Here is a 23,933-nt window from a genome sequence, read left to right as displayed (position 1 = left end):
ACACGCAGGGGGCCATTATAGGGGTACCTTTCCTGGTAATTAGTTTAACGGCTTCCATGGCTTGCAGGCAGCCTACGATGTTGGGAACCGGTCCCAGGACTGGTGGAACCTCTTTACTAAGATTTGAGATCTGGGAAATGATTTTTTCAGTTAATTCTTTCCCTTGTGAAGGTAATTTGAATAATTCTTCGTATGAAGGAGTTGAATTATTAAAAACAGTAATTTGGCCCATAGTTCCGTGTATAGCTCCGTGTATGAATGGTATGTTGAGCGCTTCTGCACTGCGCCCCACGATTATCCGGGTTAAAATATTGTCCAGGGCATCAATCACCACCTGGCTTCCGGTTAAAATTTCTGTGACATTTTTCTCATTTAATTCAGTGTTGAAGGTTTCAACTTCAATGTTTGGATTGATGGATTGGAGTCTTTCTTTAGTTGCCTGTGTTTTGGGTGTACCGATACTTTTCAGGTTGCTCATGAGCTGTCGATTAATGTTAGATATTTCAAAGACATCTTTGTCCACTATTTTGAGTTTTCCAACTCCCATTCGGGCTAGCATCTCGGTTGTGGCCCCTCCTATTCCTCCACAGCCGATAACGGTAACTGAGGAGTTTAAAATATCTAACTGTTCCTCTTTGCCGATGATTCCCTTTTGCCGGTCTAATATTTCCCAATAAATTTTTTCATTGTTGTTTTCAGGCATGGATACACCAAATAAGCCATTCATTAATTATCTAAAGGGTCTGCTATTGTTTGTTTTAATATTTTTGGTGCACTTACCCTTAACCATACCTATATATTCTAGAAAGATATATCAAAAATTTATATATCATAATCAGATATAAACTAGGTTTACCTTTTTAATGGTTCAATCTGCGAATTGTCTTCACACTCTTTAAGTGTGTAAATAGTAGATTTATAAGTTATAATGGTAGTTTTAATGAATTTAGGATGTGAAAAACATGAATCGTGTATTTAAAGGATTGCAATCTTATCTTACTGACTGGAAAAATCTCTTAACCCACAGTCTGGTGGGAGTGGCTATTTTATTAATTGCTCTTTTCGCCCCGGTAAGCCCTTATATTCGAATCGCCTTTGTGGTGGTAGTGATTGCTTTCAATGTTATCCGGATGAAGTACTTCTCCGGAAAGAATGACAAATAATTAAAGAAATCAAAGCCAAAGATCATATGATTTTAGGCTAACAGGTGATTTAGTTGGATAGATTTGAACTAATCATGGAAAAAATGTCAGAAATGTCAGAAGAACAGTTAAACTCATTAATTGACATGCAAAAGAAGAGGATCTGCATATGCCGTAGTTGTCCCACTTATAATCAGTGTATGACGGAAAATAGTGAATCTTTATTTTGTTTTTTAGGTAAAAGCCAATGTGAAGTTGATCCCGCAGAATGTATATGTTCCACCTGCCCGGCTCATGATAACTTCCAGCTTAAACATGAATTGTATTGTTTAAAGGGTTCGGAAGAGGAACAGCGGGGTAAATCTTAGACCATAGGGTCTATTCTTTTTTTAGGATATTTTGGTAGGATGGATTAAAAAACATTAAAAAACAGTTTACAATATGATTTAATGTAATATTCAACGCTATTTTGTTTTATAAAAGTAAAAATGAGTGCCGGGGGCGGGATTCGAACCCGCGACCTCGCGGTATCCCAGGAAAAAGTCAGAGCACTTGCTTAATACCCTATGAGCCGCGCGCTCTAACCAGCTGAGCCACCCCGGCATGGCTTATATGCTGTTCATTCTCATCTCATTTAAAGTTTTCTATAGAAACCGCCCTTTATTAACCTTTTTTACAAATCTATTAATTTATTCACCATAACAAATTGCAGTGGTCTGGCCCGGATTTTATTATTGAATTCACCTGTCCTATTAACTCCACGGGGCATTGATTACTTATTTATGTCCATCTTTTAAGACAAGAATACACTAGGAAACTGGGGTTTGGAAAAAACAAAAAAGGTGTTAAATATGGATGAGCATGTAATGGAGGCTTTGGGAAAGGCAAAAGTAATTATAAGGGATGGTAAGGTAGTGGAAGTGGAAGAACCTCAAGTTGACTACTGTCCCCTGTTCCATAAATACCGGGGAATAGAAAAAATCACTCCCCAAATAATTAAAGAAAACATGGAGTTCCGTATCAATGATTTTGGTATGTGTACCAACCAGAGAGAATTGAAAATGGCAGATTTTCTATCCTTTGGAATATCAGAGATACTGGGTACTTTACTGGATGAGGAAATCATCCAATGTGCGATAATCGTATGCGAAGGTTGTGGCACGGTGATAGTCGAAGATCCAGAACTGGCACAGGGGATAGGGGGCAGAGTTTCTGGAATTATCAGTACTAGCCCCCTAACTGCATTAATCAACAGTGTAGGTCGGGAGAAAGTATTAAATCCAGAAAATGCGGAAATTGATCAGGTAAAGGGTGTTTTAAAAGCTATTGATGAGGGATACACTAAAATCGGCGTGACTATTGCTTCTGCAGATGACGCCAAAAGAATCAGGGAAATTGAAAGCAAGCAGGAAGGCGTGGAGATCTATATTTTTGCAGTCCACACCACGGCTACTTCTTACGAAGATGCGGAGGTTTTGTTTGAGCATGCTGATGTGATCACGGCGTGTGCTTCACTCCAGATAAGAAATCTCGCTGCAGAGAAGAATGCATTTTCAGTGGGGGCTTCAATACCAATTTATGCAGCAAGTAATGAGGGGGAAAAATTCCTTAAACTTAGAATAGAAAAGATAGGGGGAATAAAGGAGAAAAAAGATGCTAAAATACCTGATCCTTTAATTTAAGCACAATTTAAAATAATCTATTTCCTGATTTATAATTACCCCTTTCAAGGAAACTAACTTTCTCCGGAATCAGCCAGTGCACGGATAAGTGAGCTCTGAGTTATCAGTCCCACTAAATTGCCATCCTCCACCACTGGAATTCTTTGAAAACCTTTATCTGCCATTATCCGGGTGATAACCATGACTGGGGTGTCCTTTTCCACAACCTGAAGGTCTTTGCTCATTAAATCACCCACCTTCAAACCCAGAGATTCACCTCCAGCAAGTAAAACGTCTCGATGGGTTATTATCCCTACCAGATGTTGTTCTTCAACTACGGGCAGGCCCCCCACATTGCAGCGCATCATCTTCAGTTTGGCAGCAGCAACCAGGTCCGTGGGGGAGGTAACATGCACCTCTTGGATCATGATATCCTTAGCATGCAGTTTTTCTATCATAATAATTAATTTAAGACCTACTTCCTAATATATGAAACGAGGGATGAAAAGTGACTCAGTTGTATCAGGCTGGCCAGGGCCAGCCCACAGATGAAATACGAAAAGTAGCAGAATACGAAGGCATAGACGTTCAAAAACTCACCAGAAGAGTTGCTAAAGGTCATGTGGTGATTCCCAGCAACAAGAACCGGAACACCAAACCCTGTGGTGTGGGTAAGGGACTCCGTACCAAGATAAACGCCAACCTGGGTTCTTCCCCGGAACTGGAGAATGTGCAGTTAGAAGTTAAAAAGGCTAAAATTGCCGCTGAATACGGTGCAGATGCATTGATGGACCTCTCCACTGGACCTAAATTTCGCCAGGTGCGGCAGGCGATAATGGAAGCCACGGACATTCCTCTGGGGACAGTACCCATATACCAGGCCGGGATCACAGCTTCTGATGCGAAAAAAGCAGTGGTGAACATGGATGAAGATGACATGTTCCGGGCTATAGAAGAACAGGCCCGGGAGGGCGTGGATTTCATGACAGTGCACAGTGGCATCACTCTGGACACTGTGGAAAAAGTTAAAAATTCAGAAAGGATCATGGGTGTGGTGAGCCGTGGGGGAGCTTTCCTGACTGCCTGGATACTCCACAACCAGGAAGAAAACCCTTTATACAAAAATTATGATTACCTCTTAGAGATTGCCCGGGAACACGATGTCACCCTCTCCCTGGGTGATGGGCTCCGGCCCGGTTGTCTGGCCGATGCCTCCGACATACCCCAGATGGGGGAACTCCTCATACTGGGAGACCTGGTTAAACGTGCCCGGGAAGCAGATGTGCAGGTTATGGTGGAAGGACCCGGACACGTACCCCTGAATCAGGTGGAAGCCAACATGCAGATACAGAAAACAGTCTGTAAAGGGGCCCCATTCTATGTTTTGGGTCCAATAGTAACTGATCTGGCTCCAGGCTATGATCACATAACTTCCGCTATTGGGGGAGCACTGGCAGCTCGTTCCGGGGCGGATTTCCTGTGTTACGTCACCCCTGCAGAACACCTGTCTATACCAGGATTACAGGACGTTAAAGAGGGCGTAGTGGCTTCTAAAATAGCTGCACAGGCTGCAGATGTTGCCAATGGTCTTAAAAGTGCTTGGGATAAAGAAATGGAAATGGCCCATGCCCGGAAAGATTTCCAGTGGGAAAAACAGTACCAGCTAGCATTTGACCCGGAAAAAGCAAGAAAATGTCGTGAAAGGAGGCCTACGGCTGAAAGTGATATGTGTACCATGTGTGGTGAGTTCTGCGCTTTGAGAATGGTACGGGATAATATCTAACAACGGTAAAGGTATCAGCCTTTCCTTTCTTTGATTGCAGTGCCAGTTTATTAATAGAAAGTTGAACATAAAAAAAAGAATAAGATGTGGATATTTACATGATTTATTTCTCTATTAAACAAACTGTAAAATGTGTGGTTAAGGAGGAAACCTAATGTTAATGGAACACGTTGATGGTGAAAACAAAGGTAAAACAGTCCTTTTTGCCTTAAGTACTTGCGGTTGGTGCAAAAAGACACGAATGCTCCTGGAAGATTTAGGAGTGGAATATGATTATATTTACGTGGACCTACTGCACGGTGATGAAAGAAAAGAAGCAATTGAGAACGTGGAAAAATGGAATCCCAAACTTTCATTCCCTACTCTGGTGATAAATGATGAAGAAACCATTGTGGGATTTAATGAAGATAAAGTAAGGGAGATATTGGGATGAATTCAACTGATATCACTGTTGAAGACGTAAATGCTTTTTATAAAAAGTTAAAAGAAGAAACTGAGCCTAAGGGATATCATTTAAACCCTGATGAGATGTTCACCAAGGAACTCCTGGAAAGCATCCTCATTAACCAGTCACGTTATGGTTATGGGGCCTGTCCCTGTCGCCTGGCGTCTGGAATCAAAGAAGAAGACTTGGACATAATTTGTCCCTGTGATTACCGTGATCCAGACCTGAACGAGTTTGGCGCATGTTACTGTGGACTTTATATCTCCAAAGAAATTCTTAATGGTGAAAAAAAACTAAGTTCCATACCTGAAAGAAGACCCGGACCTCTAGAACGCCGATCCCTGGAAAAATATACAGAAAAAGAAGATTTAAGTTCTTTGTCTTTTCCAGTGTGGAGATGTAGAGTTTGTGGATATTTATGTGCTCGTGAGGAGCCTCCTGAGACATGTCCCATATGTAATGTGGGAAAAGAGAGATTTGAAAGGTTTATTTAATCTAAATTTTTATTTATAAACCTTTAACTATTTATTATTTTGAATAAATCTGTGATTATTGGCAAATATGGTGATATGGTTACTAATAATCAATTTTACTACTTCTAATCTATCTTTATATAACACTTACAAGGCCAATATTTATTAATCTTTACTATCCATATGATATAGCAACTAAAATTAAGTTCACCTAAATCAATAATGAAAGTCTTAACCTAAACTCATACATTATTATTAAAATCCCCTTACCAAAAAAAAGGTGGAATTGAAATGGATTATATGTTTGAACTATACGAGCAAGTAAAGGATGATATGAAATTTTTCATAGCCTCGGACGTCCGGGCAAAGATATTAATCAGTTTAAGGAGCGGATCCAAGAATCTGGCAGATCTACGTAAGGAGATCCATCTAAGTTCCTCTACTATTCTGCACGGAATGAACCAGCTGGAGCAGAAAAATTTCATCTTCCGAGAATCAGGAAACTACTCCCTGTCCCAGACTGGAGAAGTGGTAGCCAACAAGTTAATTGATGTAATGAGGTCTTTCTACTCCTTGAACCTGTGTGAAGGCCTATTCCTTAACCATGACATCAGTTGCATCCCCCCAGAACTCTTCAAGGACATAGGTTGCCTGGAAAAATCATTCATTGTGAAATCAACTAGCACCAATATAATGAGGCCACAGGAAGTCTTTTCAGAGTTTTTATCCAAAAGCCGGAACTTTAAACAACTCACTTCAGTGTACAACCCCTCCAGTATCCAAACATTCCTGGAAACACTGGAGAAAAACGGAAATGTTCAGCTTATCATGACCGAAGGAATTCTGGATAAACTGGTGGAAAATGTGGGGGAAGATAAACTGGGAAAATGGATAAAGGATGGTAATCTGCAGTTGATGAAAATTGATGAAGATGTAAAAATCTCACTAACCACCGGAGACAATTTCATTGCAATGGGATTATTCTCAACTGACGGAACCTACGATCTCAACATAGCTCTGATCAGCAAGGGTGAAGAAGCCATTTCCTGGGGTAACCGGTTATTTGATCATTATATGCAAAAAGCAACCCCAGTGAAGATTGGCTCCGAGGAAATACAGGACGAGATTATGGTCATGGAGTAAATCTAACTGATCCCGATATTAACATATAACTCCGGGAATTTATTATTCCCTTCCTCTAATTTTTTATATTCTCTTTTTAAGTGTTTAAAATAGCTTTAAATTATTTAAAACGGTTTTTAACCAATATGCCTTGTTTTAACCATGGATGATTAGCTATATAATATTTTCATGTTTCCTATCAGATAATGGGGGTCTCGTGAAAAATGAAAATAACTATAAATGTGTGGGGTGCATACCAATAACATCTGAAAATCTTAATTAATTGTACTCTGTGGGATGTTATGGCGGAAGAAATAAGAGTTCTAATATTAGAGGATGTGCCACTGGACGCTGAACTAATAGAAACTCAGCTCAAACGTGAGGGACTTCAATTCACATCCAGAATCGTGGAGAAAGAAGAGGATTACCGGAGAGAATTGGCAGAATTCCAGCCGAGTATCATCCTGGCCGATCATTCACTGCCCCAATTTGATGGTATCACGGCCATGAACCTGGCCCGGGAAATCACCCCTAACACGCCTTTTATCTTTGTAAGTGGCAAGATAGGCGAGGATTTTGCAGTTGAAATGCTCAAAGAAGGAGCAACGGATTATGTCCTAAAAAATAACCTCACAAAACTTCCTCACTCCGTTAAAAGAGCTTTAAAAGAGGCTAAGGAGAAACTGGAGAAGTTTAAAGCCCAGGAAGCTATCAAAGAACGGGAAGAAAAATACAGAACTCTATTCGAATATTTCCCGAACTATGTGGTTGTTTTGGGGTTAGATGGTAAAATAATTGACCTTAACCATGCTGCGGCAAAATTCAGTCCCCTTTCACGTGAAGACACCATTGGCATGAACTTCAATGATCTACAATCCATCACTGGTGAGGATTCTGTGTATTACCAGGAGTTATTTTCCAGATACCTCAACGGAGAAGAGGTCGGGCCATTCGAGTCCCGTTTAATTTCCAGAGACGGGGAGATACGTTTAATGGAAGTTTATCCCGCACCTTTACTTAAGAACGGGGAATTATTCGCGGTTCAGGTGATAGCCCAGGATATTACCGATCGTAAAAAGGCGGAAACCGAGATAAACGCGTCTTTAAAAGAAAAGGAAATGCTCTTAGGAGAGATAAATGGCCGGGTTAGAAACTACATGAACATAATATCCAGCCTCCTGGAACTCCAGTCAGTGTACATGAAAAATGAAGAGAACCGGGAAGTCCTGAAAGATAACAAAAACCGGGTCAAATCAATGTTACTGATACACGATGGATTTTCCCAGTCAGAAGATTTCGCTCTCATCGACTTTTCCCAGTACATTAAAAAACTCATAGAACTCATTGTCAGTTCCTATCATGTAGACACAGATAGAATTAAGATGAAAACCCATACTGATGGGCTGATGCTGGATATCGATGCAGCAATTCCCTGTGGACTCATCATCAATGAACTTTTAACCAATGCCGTGAAACACGCCTTCCCAGGAACCATGGAAGGAGAGATATGTGTTGAATTTGGATTGGACAACCATGATAACAATGTTCTCCTGGTTAAAGACAATGGAGTGGGACTCTCTTCCGATATTCAATTTAAAGACAGTGGAACCATGGGCTTCCAACTGGTCAACACCCTGGTAAACCAACTAGAGGGCAGCATAATCCTTTCCAAAAATAAAGGAACCACTTTCCAGATTCTATGGTCTCGATCCGAATATTAGGCATAAATCGGAATTTTAAGGGGATTTTTCAGGATAGTTAGCGTCTATTAACATTATGAGGATATAAACAATCCTCTCCAACCTATTTCGAGTCCCAGACATGATTATTTTCTATCTATTTTTTTAAACAATGAGGAAAGTTTAAAATTTAAATAACAGTGTTCTTATATTTTTAACGTGAAAAAGCTTAAGCATGTTTGAATAATTTTTTAATGGTTGTAAATCAGTTTAACGGTGATATTCTAATGTTATATGAAGATTTAGTGGAGGTCTACCAGGATCTGGACTCTACCACCAAACGTCTGGAGAAAACAGATATCTTGGCCAATTTTCTGGCTAAAGTGGGAGAAGAAGAACCAGAACTCATCCCCATGGTAACTTTACTGTCCCTGGGCAGAATTTTCCCAACCTGGAGTGAGGAAGAACTGGGGATAGGGTCGAAACTTCTGATGAAGGCCATTTCTCAGGCAGTTGGTGTTTCTCCCGGTGAGGTGGAAAATCAGATGCGTGATGCCGGGGATATTGGTCTGGCAGCTGAGGAGCTATACCAGAAGAAAAGTCAGGTGACCCTCTTCAGCCGACCGCTGACCATAAAGAAGGTGCACCGTAATCTGGTGAAAATGGCGGAAGTTTCTGGAAACAGGGCCCAGTTTAAAAAGATAGACCTTTTAATGGAATTATTATCATCGGCATCACCTTCAGAGGCCAAGTACCTCACCCGCACAGTGCTGGAGGAACTACGGGTAGGTGTGGGGGAGGGAACCATCCGTGATGCTATTTCTCAAGCCTTTAACATCCCTACTGAAGTAGCCGAAAGGGCGCACATGTTAACCAATGACATGGGCTTGGTGGCTTCTGTGGCCTGGAAAGAAGGGGAGGAAGGACTGAAAAAATTAACCTTAAAACCTGGAAAACCAGTTAAACCCATGCTGGCCCAGTTATCCTCCGGTATAAAGGAAAGTGTGGCGGAAATGGGGTGGGCGCTCTGTGAGACCAAATATGATGGTATAAGGGTTCAAATCCACAGACACGGTGATAAGATCGACATCTTCACCAGAAGACTGGAAAATATCAGCCTGGCCCTTCCAGAAATCACACAATACATTGAAAAATCCCTTCCCCACGAAGATTTTATTGTTGAGGGAGAAATTATTGCCAGTAGGGATGGAAAACCAATATCATTCCAGTACATGCTTCAGAGGGTACGAAGGAAATATGAAATCGATAAAATGGTCTCCAAAATCCCGTTAACCATCTACCTGTTTGATGTACTCTACTATCACCGGCCAACCCTGGATGAACCTCTTCAGGAGAGGAGAAATATACTTGAATCACTGGTTAAAGTTGAAAAAGACAGGGTAGAGCTTTCGGCCCAGGTTAAAGTCCGTCCTGAAGAGATTCACCTGGCCCAGGATCTCTTTGAACTTTCCATTAAACAGGGTCACGAGGGTATCATGATCAAGGACCCCCAAGCACCCTACATGCCAGGTATACGGGGTAAGAAGATGCTTAAATTAAAAGCCGAACCAGAAACCTTGGATCTGGTGGTGATTGGTGGCACTTACGGTAAGGGTAAACGTGCCCATTTAATTGGCTCCTACTTGATGGCGATTCGGGATGAAAATGACAACCTCAAACCTCTGGCCTATGCTGCCACGGGACTGGATGATAAAACCTTACTGGAACTTTCAGAAATGGTAGAACCACTCATTGAAAGCAAAGATGGTAGACAGGTGAAGATAGTTCCCTCTATAATCATGGAGATTGCCTTTAGTGAGATAGTGGAAAGTCCGGAATCTGAGGTTGGATACTCTCTACGTTTCCCGGTGGTTAAAAGGATCCGTAATGATATTGGTCTGGATGAAATTGACACCCTGGAGAGAATTAAATCAATCTTCAAAAACTCAGAGAAAAGTTAATCCATTTTTTTTATATCCCCTCAATCCCCACTTTTTTTAAATTTTACTACCACAAATTTATTAATAACAATAGATAAAGTAATACTATGGTGGGTATCGATGATAAGAAAATCTTTAAAGTGGCCCTGTTTACTGCAATTTGTGGACTAGTGGGCATGATAGCCTCTGCTAATTCTATAACTCCGCAAACAGTTCAAATTAAAGACATGGATCGGGGAATGCTGGATAAGGAGGTTTCAGTTGAGGGGATGGTCACCGGGGTCAGCCAGTCCCAGAAGGGAGAAACCTATTTTCTGGAGATTATGGATGGAACTGGAAGGATCAAAGTGGTGGTATTTGAAAGTGCAGCAACAGAAATCCAGAAGACCAGTGTTAACCTGGAGAGCCTCACACAGAGACGTATAAAAATTGTGGGCAAGGTCACCGAATACAAAGGTAGTCTGGAATTGGTTCTCAAGGATGCCAGTTCTCTTAAAATAATGGCCTAATCACGGTTAAATCTTTATAGAAAATTAAAAGTTGGTTTATAAGCTTAAATAAAAACCAGGTAGTTAAGGGGTTGTTTATATTCCGACCATAAAAATTTAAATTAGAAAAATAAAATCAATGATGAGCGACGTTGGTCCAGCCTGGTTAAGACTTGGGCTTCCCAAGCCTACAACCCGGGTTCAAATCCCGGACGTCGCATCTAACCCTTTTTCTTTTTCAAACCCAGGGTGTACCCCTTGATCTCATCCAGTATATCCCTGGCGTAATAAGCTGAAAATACAATTCCCAGGGCAGAAACCACCCAGAATGAAGCTAAACGATCCACCATAGCTATACTTCCACCAACTGTACTGGGAACTCCGAAAAGCACGAACAATCCTGTAAGGGACAGTTCAATGGAACCAATACCTCCCGGAAGGGCAGATACTATTCCAATTATATTGGCCAGTAGGAAGATGATGATAATGGCTACAAAGTTGATTTCAACATTGAAGGCCATGAAAACTACGTACAGGCGCACACATTCCAGAATCCAGGAGGTACCGGTTAACAGGAATACCACCATTAGATTTTGGAAACTGCTGAAGCTTTTGGTGTATTCAATCATGCTGCGTAAACCCTCGGTGAACTTATGGTAGAAGGTCTCCACCACTTCTTCAGAGATGGGTAGAAAACGCATTACGGAATGGATACGATTGTAAATCCAGATGCTGGTATCTTCCCTCCAATTGATGAGGTAAATGACTATTAAAAGTCCTAAAGAGGCTAATCCTCCCATAATAGCCAACACTCTTATTTTTGGGAGTAAAAAAGCACAGATCAATAATAAAATAGCCCCTATGGCTCCGTCGAAGAATCTTTCAGTTAAACCGGCAGACAGACCCTCAGAGAGTGTTATTTTGTTGATCTTTTTACCGGCAACTGCATTTAACACTTCCCCTGCACTGCGCATGGGGCTGAAGTTACCGGCAAAAAGCCCTATGGTTTTGACAATGAAGTTCTTCTTAAATTCCCGGGGCTGGTTAATAATATAACCCCAACGTAACGAGCGTATCCAAACCACAAAGAGGTGTATGAAAATGGCCAACAGTATAAGCCAAGGATTGGCAGTTTTTATAATTTCCCACATCTGTTGGGGACCAATCCAGATTACCAGGAGGGCCAGAAGGAGAATACTTATCAAGAATACATAGTATTTTTTCAAGATCAGATCCTCCGCAGCAATTTACGCACCAGGAGTCGCAGGGTGAACATGAGGTAGTGCACCACATGCCGGGCACGCACATAGGATTTTTCCGTACCATAAACGCACTTTATGGGTCTTTCAGCCACCACCAAATCGTTTTCTGAGGCTTTACACAGGACTTCTGACTCGTAAACATAGTCATTGTAGGATATTCCAGTGAAGAGAGGGGCTGCCTTTTTGGATATCACCCTAAATCCACACTGACTATCAGTTATATGGTACCCGGTTATGAATCTAATGAGCCGGGTGGTAATGCCATTGGAAAACCGACGATGAAGGGGCATGTTTTGTGGGGCCATATCCAGGAAACGGGAGCCAATTAACAGATCAACACCATCCATTCCATCTAAAAGGAGAGGTATGCATTGGGGGTCGTGTTGTCCGTCTCCGTCCACAAGAACCATAATATCATAATCCTTTTCAATGGCATATTTAAGTCCAGTTTTAATAGCTGCACCTTTCCCCCTATTTTTGGTATGTTTTAAAACTTTAGCACCCGCATTTTTTGCCAGGGTTGCGGTTTCATCCAGGGATCCATCATCTACAACCAGTACGTAGGTGTGTCTCTTAACACCATCAACCACATTGGTTATGGCTTTTTCCTCGTTGTAAGCAGGAACAATAGTTATAATCCTCATTTATATTCCTTTAATCAATTATTAGATTATCAATAACATTCTTTATTATGAATTTAAGTACTTTTATTTAATATTTAAATTGGTGTGTGGGTGTCTAATTTTTGGGCTATCTTTCCCCCTCAGCACACCTCTCATCTCTCTATCATTTTAGACAGGCCGGGATTATTAGTGGATTTTAATGGTTAAAAACGTTTGATTTTGAACTGTGCGATACCTATACTCGTATTAGTAAAATTTGTTTAAATTAATGAACTGGGTACTTATTTAAATCATCAAGGTAAATAATAACTATTTAATCTTAACTTCAATAGGTGTGTTTATGGAATACTCCAGTTTAACTCGTAATAAATCATTTTTGCTATTGATCCCGGCAATATTAGCATTATTTCTATCTTTTATCCCTACCTTAAATTATCAAGGGCCCTTAAGCTGGGATATTTATTACCATGTTCATCTGGCCAAGCTTTACATGGCCCAGGGGTTCACATTATGGGATCCTTTAACCTACGCCCCCTTTGGACGACCAATTTTCTATCCCCCACTTTTCCATTATCTCCTCGCTTCCCTGGCTATGCTGTTTAAAGTGGATCCCTTTCAAGTATCCCGATGGATACAGCCCATTTTTGCATTTTCCCTGGTTTTATCATTCACTTACGTGGTGGAAAAATTATACAACCTACGGGTGGCGTTAACTGCCGGGTTCTTTTTGTTTTTCACTTTGGTCTTTCACCGGGCCATGTTACCCCTACCAGAAACCATGGCCTTAATTCTCTTTCCCCTGGCAATTTACCTTTACTATCGTGCACTGCAAGGTGATGGTTTAAAATTTGCGGTTCTAGGTGGTATTCTCAGTGGGTTGATGATGTTAACCCATGATCTGACTGGCCTGATAATGCTGGGTGTGGTCCTGCTTTTCACACTGACCCTCAAGTTAAGAAGGGATAACGTGGAATACCGGTCATTATGGGTGTTTTTGGGATTCACTCTCCTGGTAGCGGTTTTGTGGTGGTTGCCCCTACTGATGGCATATGGCTTCACCTTTCACAACCCCCAACAGGGGGTACCCGGCTTTTTGGATTATATTAATATTCTGGTTAAGACCATGGGATTACCTACACTGATATTTGCCATTTTGTGGATAGTTACCGGGTTTAAAGAATTAGAAAAGGACAGTACTGGAAAATGGTATAAAAAACTATCCCCTAAGAATATTCTAATTGTGGTGTGGGTCCTTTTCCTGTTAATAGTAAGCAATGCTTATCTACTTGGATTTTCCATCCTCATTGATAGGATACTGAATTTCGCTGTCTTCCCCGTGGTCATTATGGCTTCTCTGGGAATGGAATACATTTACTCGGCCAAATCCAAAAAATCAGTTTACCATAATATGTATAAAATATTGATAGTTCTTTTAATTGTATCTTCACTTTGTTCCGCGTTATTCTGCGCTTTATCGGTTAAACCAATGGTTCATGATTCTCAAAGGGATGTGGCCCAATGGTTTGCAGCCCATGGTGATGGGAGGGGAGTGGTGATGTCCCTCACTGAAGGCCTGGATCCGGTGATTGTTTCCATATCACGACAACCAGTTTCCACTGGGGGTTACCAGCCGGGCATGGTTAAGAGCCTTGATCGGAACCTTTACTACAGTGGAACTTACTCCCTGGAAGATGTTAAGAGGGATAACATTGAATACTTTGTGGAACAGTCTCCCATACCTCATCCCAGTTATTTAACTATGGTTTACCAGAACAAAGATTATAAAGTCTGGCGGGTAGATATCTAACCTATAAATTGCCATACTCATAGATAGATTCTGATTATGTCTGTACATTGGAACATAAGTTAATTCATAATTGAAGATTCACAGGAAGTGTTATTAAATGAAAAAGTTATTTGGAACATTTGGGGTTAGAAGAATTGCCAATCAAGTGTTAACACCAGAATTCGCATCCAAACTGGCCGCCGCATACGGTACACTGGTCAAGGGATGGGTAGCAGTAGGTGGAGATCCCCGAACATCCACTCCCCTCATAAAACATGCCGTTATTTCCGGGCTCCTTTCATCGGGATGTCAGGTAGTTGATCTGGGAATATTACCCACACCGGCAGTTCAGTACGCCGTACGAAACTACTACGATGGTGGAGTGATAATCACCGCCTCCCACAACCCACCACAGTACAATGGAATCAAATTCGTGGATGAGGATGGAATAGGCATAGCCCTGGACATGGAACTTAAAATAGAAGACATGTACTTCAATGAAAACCCGGACCGGGTGGAATGGGATGAAATAGGCGAGGTAACCACCAATCCTGGCCTGGTTGACGAGTACATCGACGAAGTTATACAGAGGGTGGACTACGATGCCATTAAAAAGGCCAGGTTAAAGGTGATAGTGGACTGTGGTAGTGGAGCAGCCTGTTTCACCACACCCTACATCCTGCGCAAACTGGGATGTGAGGTAACCACCCTCAACTGCCAGCCCGATGGTTCCTTCCCGGGTAGAAACCCGGAACCAACTGAGGACAACCTGCAGGAACTCATCAAGACGGTGAAAGCAACTGGTGCCGACCTGGGAATCGCCCATGATGGTGATGCCGACCGCACCATCTGTATCGATGAGAAGGGAAACTTTGTAATGGGGGATAAAACCTTTGCCCTGGTGGAAAAACAGTTACTCCAGGAAAACCAGGGAGGACTCATAGTAACCACTGTGGCTACTTCCACGGCTATTTACGACATAGCCGAACAATACGGGGGAACAGTAAAGGCCACTCGTGTTGGTGACCTTCTGGTAGCCCGAGAACTTAAAGAAAGCGATGGATTATTTGGTGGTGAAGAAAACGGAGGACTTATATTCCCAGACTTCGTTTTAGGAAGAGATGCTGCGTTATCCACTGCTAAAATTGTGGAAATCATGGCCACCTCCCAGAAACCACTTTCTCAGTTAGTTTCAGAGTTACCTGCTTACCAATCAGTTAAAATGAAAGTAGAATGTCCTGATGACCGTAAACAGGAAATAATGGATAAAATAGCCGAAGACACCCAGGAATATAAGGTGGACACCACTGATGGAGTGAAGATATTCCGGGAAGAAGGATGGCTCATCATTCGGCCTTCGGGAACTGAACCCATCTTCCGATGCTTTGCCGAAGCTAAAGATATTGATGATGCCACTAAAATGGCAGAATGGGGCATATCCCTGGTTAATAAGCATTTAGGAAATTAATAAGAAATAAGCAATGGTTTTAATATTATTTCCTAACTCTTTTTAAACCCTAAACTCTTTTTTTAATTCTATTTTTCCCTTCTTTTTTGTCCAGGATCATCGAAGTAAAAGCCGTAAAATTCAGCACAATAGGCGCACAGGGGGAATTTACCGTAACGGTAACGACTACCATCATCCTTATTCATATCAAACTTTTTACCACAAGTATAGCAGGTTTCGATCTTTTCTGCTTGTTCTTTACTTGGGGAATCAGAATTTTCCGGGGATTTTCCGGGGGTAAGAGAGTTCTCTTTGATGATTTTTTTATCAGTTATTTTAACACCACCAATATTATTTTATCACAGGAAATAGTCTTTGATCACTGATTAAATGGATTTATATTTATGATTACTGTTTTATCCCTTGAGGATTAAGTTTTTTTAGGGTTAGATGATTTTAATTTAGTTTATTCTTGATGATTTTAATATTTATGCCTTGGGGGTTGTAATTGAAGGAGGTTGTAATTGAATTGATTTTTACCATAGCTGTTTTCTACCGGGGGTAAATAGAAAAATAAATTATGAATTTCTAACAAAAATATGTTCATGAACAAAAAAAGAAAAATTGCTTGGGGGATTACCGGGAGCGGTGAAAAACTGGTGGAAACTGTGGAGATCATGCAGCAGATGCGTGATGAATACCACCGACAATTTGACATTCGGGTCTTCATTTCCAAGGCAGGAGACCAGGTTTTAAAGTACTACAACCTTTCCAACACTCTGGAAACTAAATTTGACAAAACATGGACGGAAATTAATTCTAATGCCCCCTTTTTGGCTGGACAAATTCAGCTGGGAAGATATGCCTTTCTCTTGGTGGCCCCGGCCACATCCAACACTGTAGCCAAGATTTCGTTGCGTATTGCTGACACCTTACTCACCAATGCTGCCATAATGGGTCAAAAAACAAACACCCCTCTTTACATCATGCCCACTGACTTCCGGGAGGGTATTGTCACCACTAAACTCCCCAATGGTAAGGATCTGGAGCTAACCATAACCAAAGAAGATGCAGAACACGTGGAAAACCTGTCAAAAATGAACAGCACCAATGTATTCGAAGATCCGGAAGAAATTCCTGCCATATTCCAGAAACATGCGGAAATGCTTAAATGAGCCTTAACGCGGATTGTTGTTCAGTAGGATTGTTGTTCCTTATTGCCCTAAACTCTTGAATTCAGGTAAGGTTGGTGTTGTCTGGGAATTTGAAAAAAGGGAATTAATAAAAAAAAAGATTGGAGGAAGATGGGGTATCTAAAGTAATTCCCGGCGCAATTGTAGAGTTACATCGAAGGTTTTTATGGGAAGGCCTTCATCGGTTTCATCGCTGAGGGGTGAAATTCCCCTAAAATAATATTCTACTGGTCCGGTGCTATCAATATCCACAGGTACGGATTCAGCATCATCCAGTGCCTGGAAAAAATCATGTATTTCCATTAAATCATCTTCAGGACCTCTGAACTTAACAATTAAAGCCCCTTCTCTCCTGTTCTGGAGTCCTATGTACTTATCATCCACTTCAATTAATTTATCTTTCTTTTTACTACCACTAACCCGATAAAAAGCGATTTTTGCCATGTTTTTGAAACCCCCTAACTGGTTTATGCTATATTATAGTTGTTTTTAGCAGGATATAAAATTTAAAGATCATACTGGGAATACTGCTGTTACCAGAATAGGGGGTTTCCCCTCAATTTATCCTGGAAAAATTAAAATCAAGCTGGGGAATTTTTATTAGGGGTAGATGATCATATGATTAACAAAATTATGGAATTGGAGGTGGTTTTTTATAATTTGTAACCAATATCCCGAAGGAACTTCCTCCTCCAGGCCACATCATCTTCAGTTTCTATACTTGTAGGCTTGAAACCATCTACAACTCCAACAATTCCCCTTCCCTGTTCAGTCTCCACCACCAGTACTTCTACGGGATTGGCAGTGGCGCAGAAAAGATTAACCACCTCGGGTACACTCTTGATTCTTTGGGTGAGATTTAGGGGGAAGGCCTTGGCCAGGAGTATCAGAAAACTATGTCCGCAACCCAGTTCCAGCATTTTTTCCCCTGCCAGATTTTCTAGACCTTCATTGTTCCCGGCAGTTCTCACCAGGCAATCCCCGGATGCTTCCCCAAAGGCAAGACCAAACTCTGCCTGGGGCACGGTGTTCACCACGGCTTCGTAAAGATCATCCACGGTTTTAATGAAATGACTCTGCCCTAAAATTAGATTACAATCTTCTGGTGCTTCCAATTTAACAATTTCCAGGTTAAGTTCCATATTCATCCCCCTAGATCCTATTTTCTCTTTGTATTTTAGGTAACGTAGAGATTAATTCCCTTACCTGTTAATAATTAGGTTTCATGCCATGTTAATTTAACCGGTTCCAGTGGAATCGAAAGATCCCCCGGGCACCCAGTAATTTATATATACTAGCACAATTAAAATTGTCATTAACAATCATTATAAAATGAGTGTAAATGTTTATACTGGTTTAGGGTAAATATATCTTTAATAGAATGAATTAGAATAAATCCCCTATTAGTTTTAATACCATTGGCAACCAGCCAAAGGCTTCATTTAAAAGCTTACCCAACCTAGTGAGGTTTTAATTATGAACGAGAATATGAAAGAAATTGGCCTGAGAATTAAAGAACTTAGGGAGCTCTCAGACATCAGTGCTCAGGGAATGGCGGATCACCTGAAAATTCCCCTGGAAACCTACCAGGAATATGAAGATGGGAAAAAAGATATCCCGGCCAGCATTCTCTTCGAAATCTCCCAGAAAATGGAAGTAGACATGGGCCTGTTATTGACTGGGGAAGAAACCAGGATGCACATTTTCAGCGTTACCCGAAAAGGAAAAGGAGTAGAAGTAGGTCGCAGAAAACAGTACCAGTACGAAAATCTGGCAGAAAAATTCATACACAAAAAAGCAGAACCCTTCATTGTTACCGTGGAGCCCAAAGGAGAAGGATACAAACCATCAACCAACAGCCACCCTGGACAGGAATTTAACTACATGTTAGAGGGTGTCCTGAAAATTTACATACACGATAACGAGATAATTCTACACGAAGGAGATTCCATATTCTTCGATTCCTCTTATGAACACGCCATGGAAGCCCTGGAAAACAAAACAGCCAAATTCCTGGCTATTGTAATGTAAATATTGTTAAATTGTAGGAGAGAATGGTTTCTAACTGCAAAACACACCTTTAATTCTTGAAAATAACACCCCAGACTTAAAAAATTCAGAAAATTGATAAATGAGATATAACTGGTGATAAAAATGTCATCTTTACTTGAAAAATTCGTTTCACAGGTTGATTTTGAATCTTATCCAGATTTTAAGGATAATTTCCGGATAAAGACCCCGGAAAACTTCAACTTCGCCTACGATGTGGTGGATGAATACGCTCGCCTCTACCCGGAAAAAGTGGCCATGGTATGGTGCAATGATGATACCGATAAAATATTCACCTTCCAGGACTTGAAGGAATATTCTGACCGTACTGCTAATTTTTTCGCCCAACAGGGTATAAAAAAAGGAGACCGGGTAATGCTCACCCTTAAAAGCCGTTACCAGTTCTGGTTCTGCATCCTGGCTCTGCACAAATTAGGGGCCATAACCATCCCCGCCACCCATATGCTCAAAGCCAAGGACATTGTGTACCGGATCAAAAACGCAGGCATCAAAATGATAGTATGTATAGGTGAAGATGGAGTGCCGGAATGCTTTGATGAAGCCCACCAGAAACTGGGAGATACTCCTCTTTTAAAGGCATTGGTAGGGGAAGAAGATAGGGAAGGATGGTTTAATTTCTCCCAAGAAATTCTAAAGGCATCTCCCGAGTTCCCGCGCCCCACCGGTGAAGAGGCCACGAAAAATGACGATATAGCACTCATCTACTTCTCATCCGGAACCACCGGCATGCCCAAAATGATCATGCACGACCATACCTATCCACTGGGCCATATAATAACTGCCAAGTACTGGCAAAATGTCATCGAAGATGGATTGCACTATACAGTGGCTGACACTGGTTGGGCCAAGGCCATGTGGGGACAAATATACGGGCAGTGGATTTCAGGTTCAGCAATCTTTGTATATGACTACCAGAGATTTGACGCGGCTAAAATGCTGGATAATGCATCTCACCATGGTGTAACTACTTTCTGTGCACCACCTACCATCTACCGCTTCCTCATCAAGGAAGACCTCTCTAAGTATGACTTTTCAACCCTCCAATACGCAGTTACTGCCGGAGAACCCCTTAACCCTGAGGTTTATAATAAATTCTATGAATTCACCGGGTTAAGATTGCGAGAAGGATTTGGACAGACAGAATGTGTGGTTTGTATAGCCAACTTCCCCTGGATAGAACCTCGACCCGGTTCCATGGGAAAACCCGCACCAGAGTATGAAATCCAGATCATGGATAACCAGGGTAACCAGTGTGACGTTGGTGAAGAGGGGGAAATAGTAATAAAAACCGCAGATGGCAAACCTCCAGGCCTTTTCTGTGGATATTACCAGGAAGATAATAAAACTGAAGCTGCCTGGTATGACGGATACTACCATACTGGGGACACGGCCTGGAAAGACGAAGATGGCTACCTTTGGTTCGTGGGACGTAACGATGACATGATTAAAAGTTCAGGATACCGTATAGGTCCCTTCGAAGTTGAAAGCGCTGTTATATCTCATCCATCAGTCTTGGAATGTGCTATAACTGGAGTACCTCACCCTGTCCGGGGGCAGGTGGTAAAGGCCACCATAGTGTTGACTGGTGATTATAAATCATCCCCCGAACTGGAAAAAGAAATCCAGAACCATGTTAAAAAGGTAACCGCACCCTACAAGTATCCACGGGTTATTGAATTTGTGGATGAACTGCCCAAGACCATCAGTGGAAAAATCCGCCGGGTCGAAATCAGGGCTAAGGATGAAAAACAGTAATTAATAAAGGGCAAGGTTACTAAAAATGGCTTGATAATGCCATTTTTTAAAATCACGATTTGTAGTTTTTTTATTTCACCTACTACTTAGATTATCGTTTAAAAAGATAAAAATACTATTCAAGATTAATGGGATGATATGAATCATGAGAAGCCATAAAAAAGAACCATATCCAGTATTCAATGAACTGGAATGTAAAGCATGTGAACGTTGCATTCTCGCCTGCCGCGCTGGTGTCCTCAAGATGAGTGAAGACATTAACGAGCGTGGTTACCATTATGCCGAGTATACTGGAAAGGGATGCACTGGTTGTGGGGACTGTTATTACACCTGCCCTGAACCACTGGCCGTGGAAGTTCACATACCTCGGAGAAAGAGAATCAAAAAACAGAGCAAAGGGGATGAGGAGGAATAGAAAATGACCATTCAGCTAATCAAAGGCAACACCGCCGTTATTATTGGGGCCATGTACGCTGGTTGTGATGGTTTCTTTGGATACCCCATCACTCCTGCCTCGGAAATACTGCACGAAGCCTCCCTGTATTTCCCTAAAGTGGGACGGAAATTCGTTCAGGCAGAATCAGAAGAAGCTTCCATAAACATGGTTTATGGGGCAGCTGCAGCGGGCCACCGAGTTATAACTGCATCTTCAGGGCCCGGAATCAGCCTCATGCAAGAAGGAATGTCTTTCCTGGCAGGAGCAGAACTCCCCTGTGTCATAGTGGATATCATGCGTGCCGGACCCGGCCTGGGAAACATCGGGCCGGAACAGGGTGACTACAACCAGATAGTTAAAGGTGGAGGCCATGGTAATTACCATAACATTGTCTTGGCCCCCAATTCAGTTCAGGAAATGTGCGATTTCACCATCAAGGCTTTTGAACTGGCAGAAAAGTACCGAAACCCGGTGGTGGTGCTGGCCGATGGAGTACTGGGGCAGATGGTGGAAAGACTCCAGTTCCCTGAGGAAGCCATTGAACCAACCTATGATGAGACATGGGCTGTCCGCGGAAACCAGGAAACAATGGGAAACCTGGTGACCAGTATATTCCTGGATTTTAACCAGCTGGAAGACTTCAACTACCGTATACAGGAAAAATACCAGACCATACGTGAAAACGAGGTGGACTACGAGGAGTACCTATTGGATGATGCCCAGATAATCCTGGTGGCCTACGGAATAAGCAGCCGTGTGGCTCGTTCGGCAGTGGACATGGTCCGGGCCGAAGGCATAAAAGCAGGATTATTCCGCCTAAAAACATTGTTCCCCTTCCCAGAAAAACCATTAAGACAACTATCCACCAGTAAGGATTGCCAGTTCTTAGCAGTGGAGATGAGTAACGGACAGATGAAGCAAGATATTACCCTGGCCATTGGCTGCCAGCGTCCAGTGGAACTGGTCAACCGTATGGGTGGAAACATCATCGATCAAAAGAGCATCGTAGACAAGATCCATGAAATGGCAGGTGATAACTTATGAACGCTGATAAGAAACTGGTTCAAGAGGAGGTTACAGAGATGGAGGAAAAGATCCTCAAAAAACCAGAATCCATGCTGGATGAATTCCCCCGTAAAGGAGGAAGCGCACCTACCGCCACCCACTACTGCCCCGGTTGTGGTCATGGAATACTGCACAAACTCATAGGAGAATCCCTGGACGAACTGGGTATACAGGACCGGGCAGTAATGACCAGTCCAGTGGGCTGTGCAGTTTTCGCCTACTACTACTTTGACTGCGGACATGTACAGGTAGCCCACGGCCGAGCACCAGCAGTGGGAACCGGACTATCCCGGGTAGAAGAGAATGCCGTGGTAATGCTCTACCAGGGAGATGGAGACCTGGCCTCCATAGGATTAAACGAAACCATCCAGGCTGCCAATCGTGGGGAAAAAATGGCGGTTTTCTTTGTCAACAACACGGTCTACGGAATGACCGGTGGACAGATGGCCCCCACCACCCTGGTGGGAGAAGTCACCGTTACCTGCCCCACCGGACGTGACCCCCGTTACATGGGTTATCCCATGCACATGGCCGAATTATTGGACAACCTGGATGCTCCGGTGTTCATTGAACGTGTTTCGGTTTCCGACCCTCGAAACATACGCCGAGCCAAAAGAGCGGTGAAAAAGGCCCTGGAAGTCCAGAGAGATGGTAAAGGATACGCCTTTGTGGAGGTGCTCTCACCCTGCCCCACCAATCTCCGGATGGATGCCCAGGCCACCGAAGATTTCATCAATGATGAAATGGCCAAAGAATTCCCCCTTAAAAACTTCCGGGACCGAAGAAACGAAGTAGAACCCCTGTGCCGGGCACAGAGTGACTTTTCACAAGGTTCACTGGAAGAAATATTCGAAGTTCAAAAGGATACTTCCTGGGAAGCTCGCGACGATCCATCTTTCCCCCGGAAAGTGGTTCGAATAGCGGGATTTGGAGGTCAGGGCGTTTTAAGCATGGGCTTAACCCTGGCCCAGGCAGCCTGTAATGACCAGAGACACGTCTCCTGGTACCCTTCCTACGGGCCAGAACAGAGGGGTGGAACCTCGGACTGTACGGTGATCGTATCGGGAGAACCCATTGGGTCCCCGGTTATGCAAACTTCCGATGGTCTGGTGGCCCTGAACCAGCCTTCACTGGAAAAATTTGCATCCAAAGTAAGGGAAGGTGGACTCATCATCTACGAAAGCAGTATCGGTGAATTTGAATCTCCTGAAGGACTCCGAACCCTGGCCATACCTGCCCGGAAAATAGCCAAGGACCATGGAGTTAAAAGAGCGGCTAACACGGCCATGTTGGGAGTCATAATGGAACTGGGATTAACCGGACTTCCCCCACACGTTTTTGCCGAAGCAGTGGAGCATACTTTCCGTCGGAAACCCAAACTGATACCCGCCAATCTGGAAATACTGGAAGCAGGTGCCCAATGGGCACGGGGTAACCTTAAAAAATAACCATAAAAACTAGGGGAACAATGTCATTCCCCATTCTATCTATTTTTTACAGAGCATATGGTTTTTTAATTCATTTTAATTTATTTTAATTCATTTTACAGGATTTTAAGATATA

24 protein-coding genes and 2 tRNA genes (1 of these 26 cut by a window edge) are annotated in these 23,933 nt (G+C 42.4%); 19 read left to right on the top strand and 7 right to left on the bottom strand.

Annotated features, from left to right (window positions below; genetic code table 11):
- Positions 1-703, bottom strand: partial view of a HesA/MoeB/ThiF family protein gene (locus CIT02_RS06370; protein ID WP_292610719.1) — the 5' portion only. The gene continues 50 nt to the left of window position 1, outside the view; 703 of the gene's 753 nt are visible here — the first part of the coding sequence; its start codon is at positions 701-703; the stop codon falls past the left edge of the window.
- 259 nt (positions 704-962) lie between these two features.
- On the opposite strand from CIT02_RS06370, the gene CIT02_RS06365 reads away from it, so the two are divergent.
- Entirely contained in the window at positions 963-1,163 is a 201-nt protein-coding gene (locus CIT02_RS06365; RefSeq protein WP_292610717.1) for a hypothetical protein, read from the top strand.
- 53 nt (positions 1,164-1,216) lie between these two features.
- Positions 1,217-1,510 (top strand): DUF2769 domain-containing protein, encoded by a 294-nt coding sequence (locus CIT02_RS06360; protein WP_292610715.1) that lies wholly within the window; start codon positions 1,217-1,219, stop codon positions 1,508-1,510.
- A 125-nt stretch (positions 1,511-1,635) separates the two neighbouring features.
- Here CIT02_RS06360 and CIT02_RS06355 read toward each other — a convergent pair.
- Positions 1,636-1,745, bottom strand: a tRNA-Met gene (locus tag CIT02_RS06355).
- 248 nt (positions 1,746-1,993) lie between these two features.
- Between CIT02_RS06355 and CIT02_RS06350 the strand changes: the two genes are divergently transcribed.
- Complete coding sequence (locus CIT02_RS06350; protein WP_292610713.1) at positions 1,994-2,824, top strand: methanogenesis marker 8 protein; 831 nt, start codon at positions 1,994-1,996, stop codon at positions 2,822-2,824.
- A 53-nt stretch (positions 2,825-2,877) separates the two neighbouring features.
- Here the strand turns inward: CIT02_RS06350 and CIT02_RS06345 are convergent, their stop codons facing one another.
- Positions 2,878-3,261: an HPP family protein gene (locus tag CIT02_RS06345; RefSeq protein WP_292610711.1), complete on the bottom strand. Its 384-nt coding sequence runs from the start codon at positions 3,259-3,261 to the stop codon at positions 2,878-2,880.
- A 50-nt stretch (positions 3,262-3,311) separates the two neighbouring features.
- On the opposite strand from CIT02_RS06345, the gene thiC reads away from it, so the two are divergent.
- The 8 genes from thiC to CIT02_RS06305 all read left to right on the top strand — a co-directional run bounded on the left by thiC (position 3,312) and on the right by CIT02_RS06305 (position 10,953).
- The gene (gene thiC / locus CIT02_RS06340) at positions 3,312-4,586 is read left to right on the top strand and encodes a phosphomethylpyrimidine synthase (RefSeq protein WP_292610709.1); all 1,275 of its coding nucleotides are present in this window, start codon (positions 3,312-3,314) and stop codon (positions 4,584-4,586) included.
- A gap of 154 nt (positions 4,587-4,740) precedes the next feature.
- Positions 4,741-5,019, top strand: coding sequence for a glutaredoxin family protein (locus CIT02_RS06335; RefSeq protein ID WP_292610707.1), 279 nt, complete (start codon positions 4,741-4,743; stop codon positions 5,017-5,019).
- A complete protein-coding gene (locus CIT02_RS06330; RefSeq protein WP_292610705.1) occupies positions 5,016-5,525 on the top strand; it encodes a ferredoxin-thioredoxin reductase catalytic domain-containing protein in 510 nt (169 codons plus the stop codon). The genes CIT02_RS06335 and CIT02_RS06330 overlap by 4 nt, the downstream gene beginning before the upstream one ends.
- Positions 5,526-5,795: 270 nt before the next feature.
- Entirely contained in the window at positions 5,796-6,647 is an 852-nt protein-coding gene (locus CIT02_RS06325; protein ID WP_292610703.1) for a winged helix-turn-helix domain-containing protein, read from the top strand.
- A gap of 281 nt (positions 6,648-6,928) precedes the next feature.
- Complete coding sequence (locus CIT02_RS06320) at positions 6,929-8,347, top strand: PAS domain S-box protein (protein ID WP_292610701.1); 1,419 nt, start codon at positions 6,929-6,931, stop codon at positions 8,345-8,347.
- 245 nt (positions 8,348-8,592) lie between these two features.
- Entirely contained in the window at positions 8,593-10,266 is a 1,674-nt protein-coding gene (locus CIT02_RS06315; RefSeq protein ID WP_292610699.1) for an ATP-dependent DNA ligase, read from the top strand.
- A gap of 86 nt (positions 10,267-10,352) precedes the next feature.
- Complete coding sequence (locus CIT02_RS06310) at positions 10,353-10,754, top strand: OB-fold nucleic acid binding domain-containing protein (RefSeq protein WP_292610697.1); 402 nt, start codon at positions 10,353-10,355, stop codon at positions 10,752-10,754.
- A 125-nt stretch (positions 10,755-10,879) separates the two neighbouring features.
- A tRNA-Gly gene (locus tag CIT02_RS06305) sits at positions 10,880-10,953 on the top strand.
- A 1-nt stretch (position 10,954) separates the two neighbouring features.
- Here CIT02_RS06305 and CIT02_RS06300 read toward each other — a convergent pair.
- Both CIT02_RS06300 and CIT02_RS06295 read right to left on the bottom strand, forming a co-directional pair.
- Entirely contained in the window at positions 10,955-11,959 is a 1,005-nt protein-coding gene (locus CIT02_RS06300) for a UPF0104 family protein (RefSeq protein WP_292610694.1), read from the bottom strand.
- Positions 11,960-11,961: 2 nt separating this feature from the next.
- Entirely contained in the window at positions 11,962-12,639 is a 678-nt protein-coding gene (locus CIT02_RS06295) for a glycosyltransferase family 2 protein (protein ID WP_292610692.1), read from the bottom strand.
- Positions 12,640-12,958: 319 nt separating this feature from the next.
- Here CIT02_RS06295 and CIT02_RS06290 point away from each other — a divergent pair, with 319 nt between their 5' ends.
- From CIT02_RS06290 to afpA, 3 genes are all read left to right on the top strand, one after another.
- Positions 12,959-14,425: a glycosyltransferase family 39 protein gene (locus tag CIT02_RS06290; RefSeq protein ID WP_292610690.1), complete on the top strand. Its 1,467-nt coding sequence runs from the start codon at positions 12,959-12,961 to the stop codon at positions 14,423-14,425.
- A gap of 97 nt (positions 14,426-14,522) precedes the next feature.
- Positions 14,523-15,872, top strand: coding sequence for a phosphoglucosamine mutase (glmM, locus tag CIT02_RS06285; protein ID WP_292610688.1), 1,350 nt, complete (start codon positions 14,523-14,525; stop codon positions 15,870-15,872).
- A 584-nt stretch (positions 15,873-16,456) separates the two neighbouring features.
- On the top strand, positions 16,457-17,026 hold the full coding sequence (gene afpA / locus CIT02_RS06280; protein WP_292610686.1) for an archaeoflavoprotein AfpA: 570 nt from the start codon (positions 16,457-16,459) through the stop codon (positions 17,024-17,026).
- 138 nt (positions 17,027-17,164) lie between these two features.
- Here afpA and CIT02_RS06275 read toward each other — a convergent pair whose 3' ends face one another.
- Together CIT02_RS06275 and CIT02_RS06270 are read right to left on the bottom strand one after the other, a co-directional pair.
- Complete coding sequence (locus CIT02_RS06275; protein WP_292610684.1) at positions 17,165-17,488, bottom strand: hypothetical protein; 324 nt, start codon at positions 17,486-17,488, stop codon at positions 17,165-17,167.
- Positions 17,489-17,697: 209 nt separating this feature from the next.
- The gene (locus CIT02_RS06270) at positions 17,698-18,186 is read right to left on the bottom strand and encodes an adenosine-specific kinase (RefSeq protein ID WP_292610682.1); all 489 of its coding nucleotides are present in this window, start codon (positions 18,184-18,186) and stop codon (positions 17,698-17,700) included.
- Positions 18,187-18,520: 334 nt separating this feature from the next.
- On the opposite strand from CIT02_RS06270, the gene CIT02_RS06265 reads away from it, so the two are divergent.
- The 5 genes from CIT02_RS06265 (at position 18,521) to CIT02_RS06245 (ending at position 23,818) form a co-directional block, all read left to right on the top strand.
- Positions 18,521-19,075, top strand: coding sequence for a helix-turn-helix domain-containing protein (locus CIT02_RS06265; RefSeq protein WP_292610680.1), 555 nt, complete (start codon positions 18,521-18,523; stop codon positions 19,073-19,075).
- Between the two features lie 123 nt (positions 19,076-19,198).
- A complete protein-coding gene (locus CIT02_RS06260) occupies positions 19,199-20,869 on the top strand; it encodes an AMP-binding protein (protein ID WP_292610678.1) in 1,671 nt (556 codons plus the stop codon).
- Positions 20,870-21,014: 145 nt separating this feature from the next.
- Positions 21,015-21,284 carry a 4Fe-4S dicluster domain-containing protein gene (locus CIT02_RS06255; RefSeq protein ID WP_292610676.1) on the top strand — a complete coding sequence of 90 codons (270 nt, stop codon included), beginning with the start codon at positions 21,015-21,017 and terminating at the stop codon, positions 21,282-21,284.
- A gap of 3 nt (positions 21,285-21,287) precedes the next feature.
- Entirely contained in the window at positions 21,288-22,349 is a 1,062-nt protein-coding gene (locus tag CIT02_RS06250; RefSeq protein WP_292610674.1) for a 3-methyl-2-oxobutanoate dehydrogenase subunit VorB, read from the top strand.
- The gene (locus tag CIT02_RS06245) at positions 22,346-23,818 is read left to right on the top strand and encodes a 2-oxoacid:acceptor oxidoreductase family protein (protein WP_292610672.1); all 1,473 of its coding nucleotides are present in this window, start codon (positions 22,346-22,348) and stop codon (positions 23,816-23,818) included. The genes CIT02_RS06250 and CIT02_RS06245 overlap by 4 nt, the downstream gene beginning before the upstream one ends.
- Positions 23,819-23,933: the final 115 nt, after the last annotated feature.

Source organism: Methanobacterium sp. BAmetb5, assembly GCF_003491305.1.
Lineage (GTDB): Archaea > Methanobacteriota > Methanobacteria > Methanobacteriales > Methanobacteriaceae > Methanobacterium.
Note: the sequence above shows the minus strand (reverse complement) of the source record. Positions and strands in the feature narration are given on the sequence as shown.

Bases quoted from the DNA above. Each gene is read 5' to 3' on its own strand.
- CIT02_RS06365 (WP_292610717.1), top strand. From the start codon at position 963: ATGAATCGTGTATTTAAAGGATTGCAATCTTATCTTACTGACTGGAAA.
- CIT02_RS06350 (WP_292610713.1), top strand. From the start codon at position 1,994: ATGGATGAGCATGTAATGGAGGCTTTGGGAAAGGCAAAAGTAATTATA.
- CIT02_RS06345 (WP_292610711.1), bottom strand. From the start codon at position 3,261: ATGATAGAAAAACTGCATGCTAAGGATATCATGATCCAAGAGGTGCAT.
- CIT02_RS06335 (WP_292610707.1), top strand. From the start codon at position 4,741: ATGTTAATGGAACACGTTGATGGTGAAAACAAAGGTAAAACAGTCCTT.
- CIT02_RS06330 (WP_292610705.1), top strand. From the start codon at position 5,016: ATGAATTCAACTGATATCACTGTTGAAGACGTAAATGCTTTTTATAAA.
- CIT02_RS06325 (WP_292610703.1), top strand. From the start codon at position 5,796: ATGGATTATATGTTTGAACTATACGAGCAAGTAAAGGATGATATGAAA.
- CIT02_RS06320 (WP_292610701.1), top strand. From the start codon at position 6,929: ATGGCGGAAGAAATAAGAGTTCTAATATTAGAGGATGTGCCACTGGAC.
- CIT02_RS06315 (WP_292610699.1), top strand. From the start codon at position 8,593: ATGTTATATGAAGATTTAGTGGAGGTCTACCAGGATCTGGACTCTACC.
- CIT02_RS06310 (WP_292610697.1), top strand. From the start codon at position 10,353: ATGGTGGGTATCGATGATAAGAAAATCTTTAAAGTGGCCCTGTTTACT.
- CIT02_RS06295 (WP_292610692.1), bottom strand. From the start codon at position 12,639: ATGAGGATTATAACTATTGTTCCTGCTTACAACGAGGAAAAAGCCATA.
- CIT02_RS06290 (WP_292610690.1), top strand. From the start codon at position 12,959: ATGGAATACTCCAGTTTAACTCGTAATAAATCATTTTTGCTATTGATC.
- glmM (WP_292610688.1), top strand. From the start codon at position 14,523: ATGAAAAAGTTATTTGGAACATTTGGGGTTAGAAGAATTGCCAATCAA.
- afpA (WP_292610686.1), top strand. From the start codon at position 16,457: ATGAACAAAAAAAGAAAAATTGCTTGGGGGATTACCGGGAGCGGTGAA.
- CIT02_RS06275 (WP_292610684.1), bottom strand. From the start codon at position 17,488: ATGGCAAAAATCGCTTTTTATCGGGTTAGTGGTAGTAAAAAGAAAGAT.
- CIT02_RS06270 (WP_292610682.1), bottom strand. From the start codon at position 18,186: ATGGAACTTAACCTGGAAATTGTTAAATTGGAAGCACCAGAAGATTGT.
- CIT02_RS06265 (WP_292610680.1), top strand. From the start codon at position 18,521: ATGAACGAGAATATGAAAGAAATTGGCCTGAGAATTAAAGAACTTAGG.
- CIT02_RS06260 (WP_292610678.1), top strand. From the start codon at position 19,199: ATGTCATCTTTACTTGAAAAATTCGTTTCACAGGTTGATTTTGAATCT.
- CIT02_RS06255 (WP_292610676.1), top strand. From the start codon at position 21,015: ATGAGAAGCCATAAAAAAGAACCATATCCAGTATTCAATGAACTGGAA.
- CIT02_RS06250 (WP_292610674.1), top strand. From the start codon at position 21,288: ATGACCATTCAGCTAATCAAAGGCAACACCGCCGTTATTATTGGGGCC.
- CIT02_RS06245 (WP_292610672.1), top strand. From the start codon at position 22,346: ATGAACGCTGATAAGAAACTGGTTCAAGAGGAGGTTACAGAGATGGAG.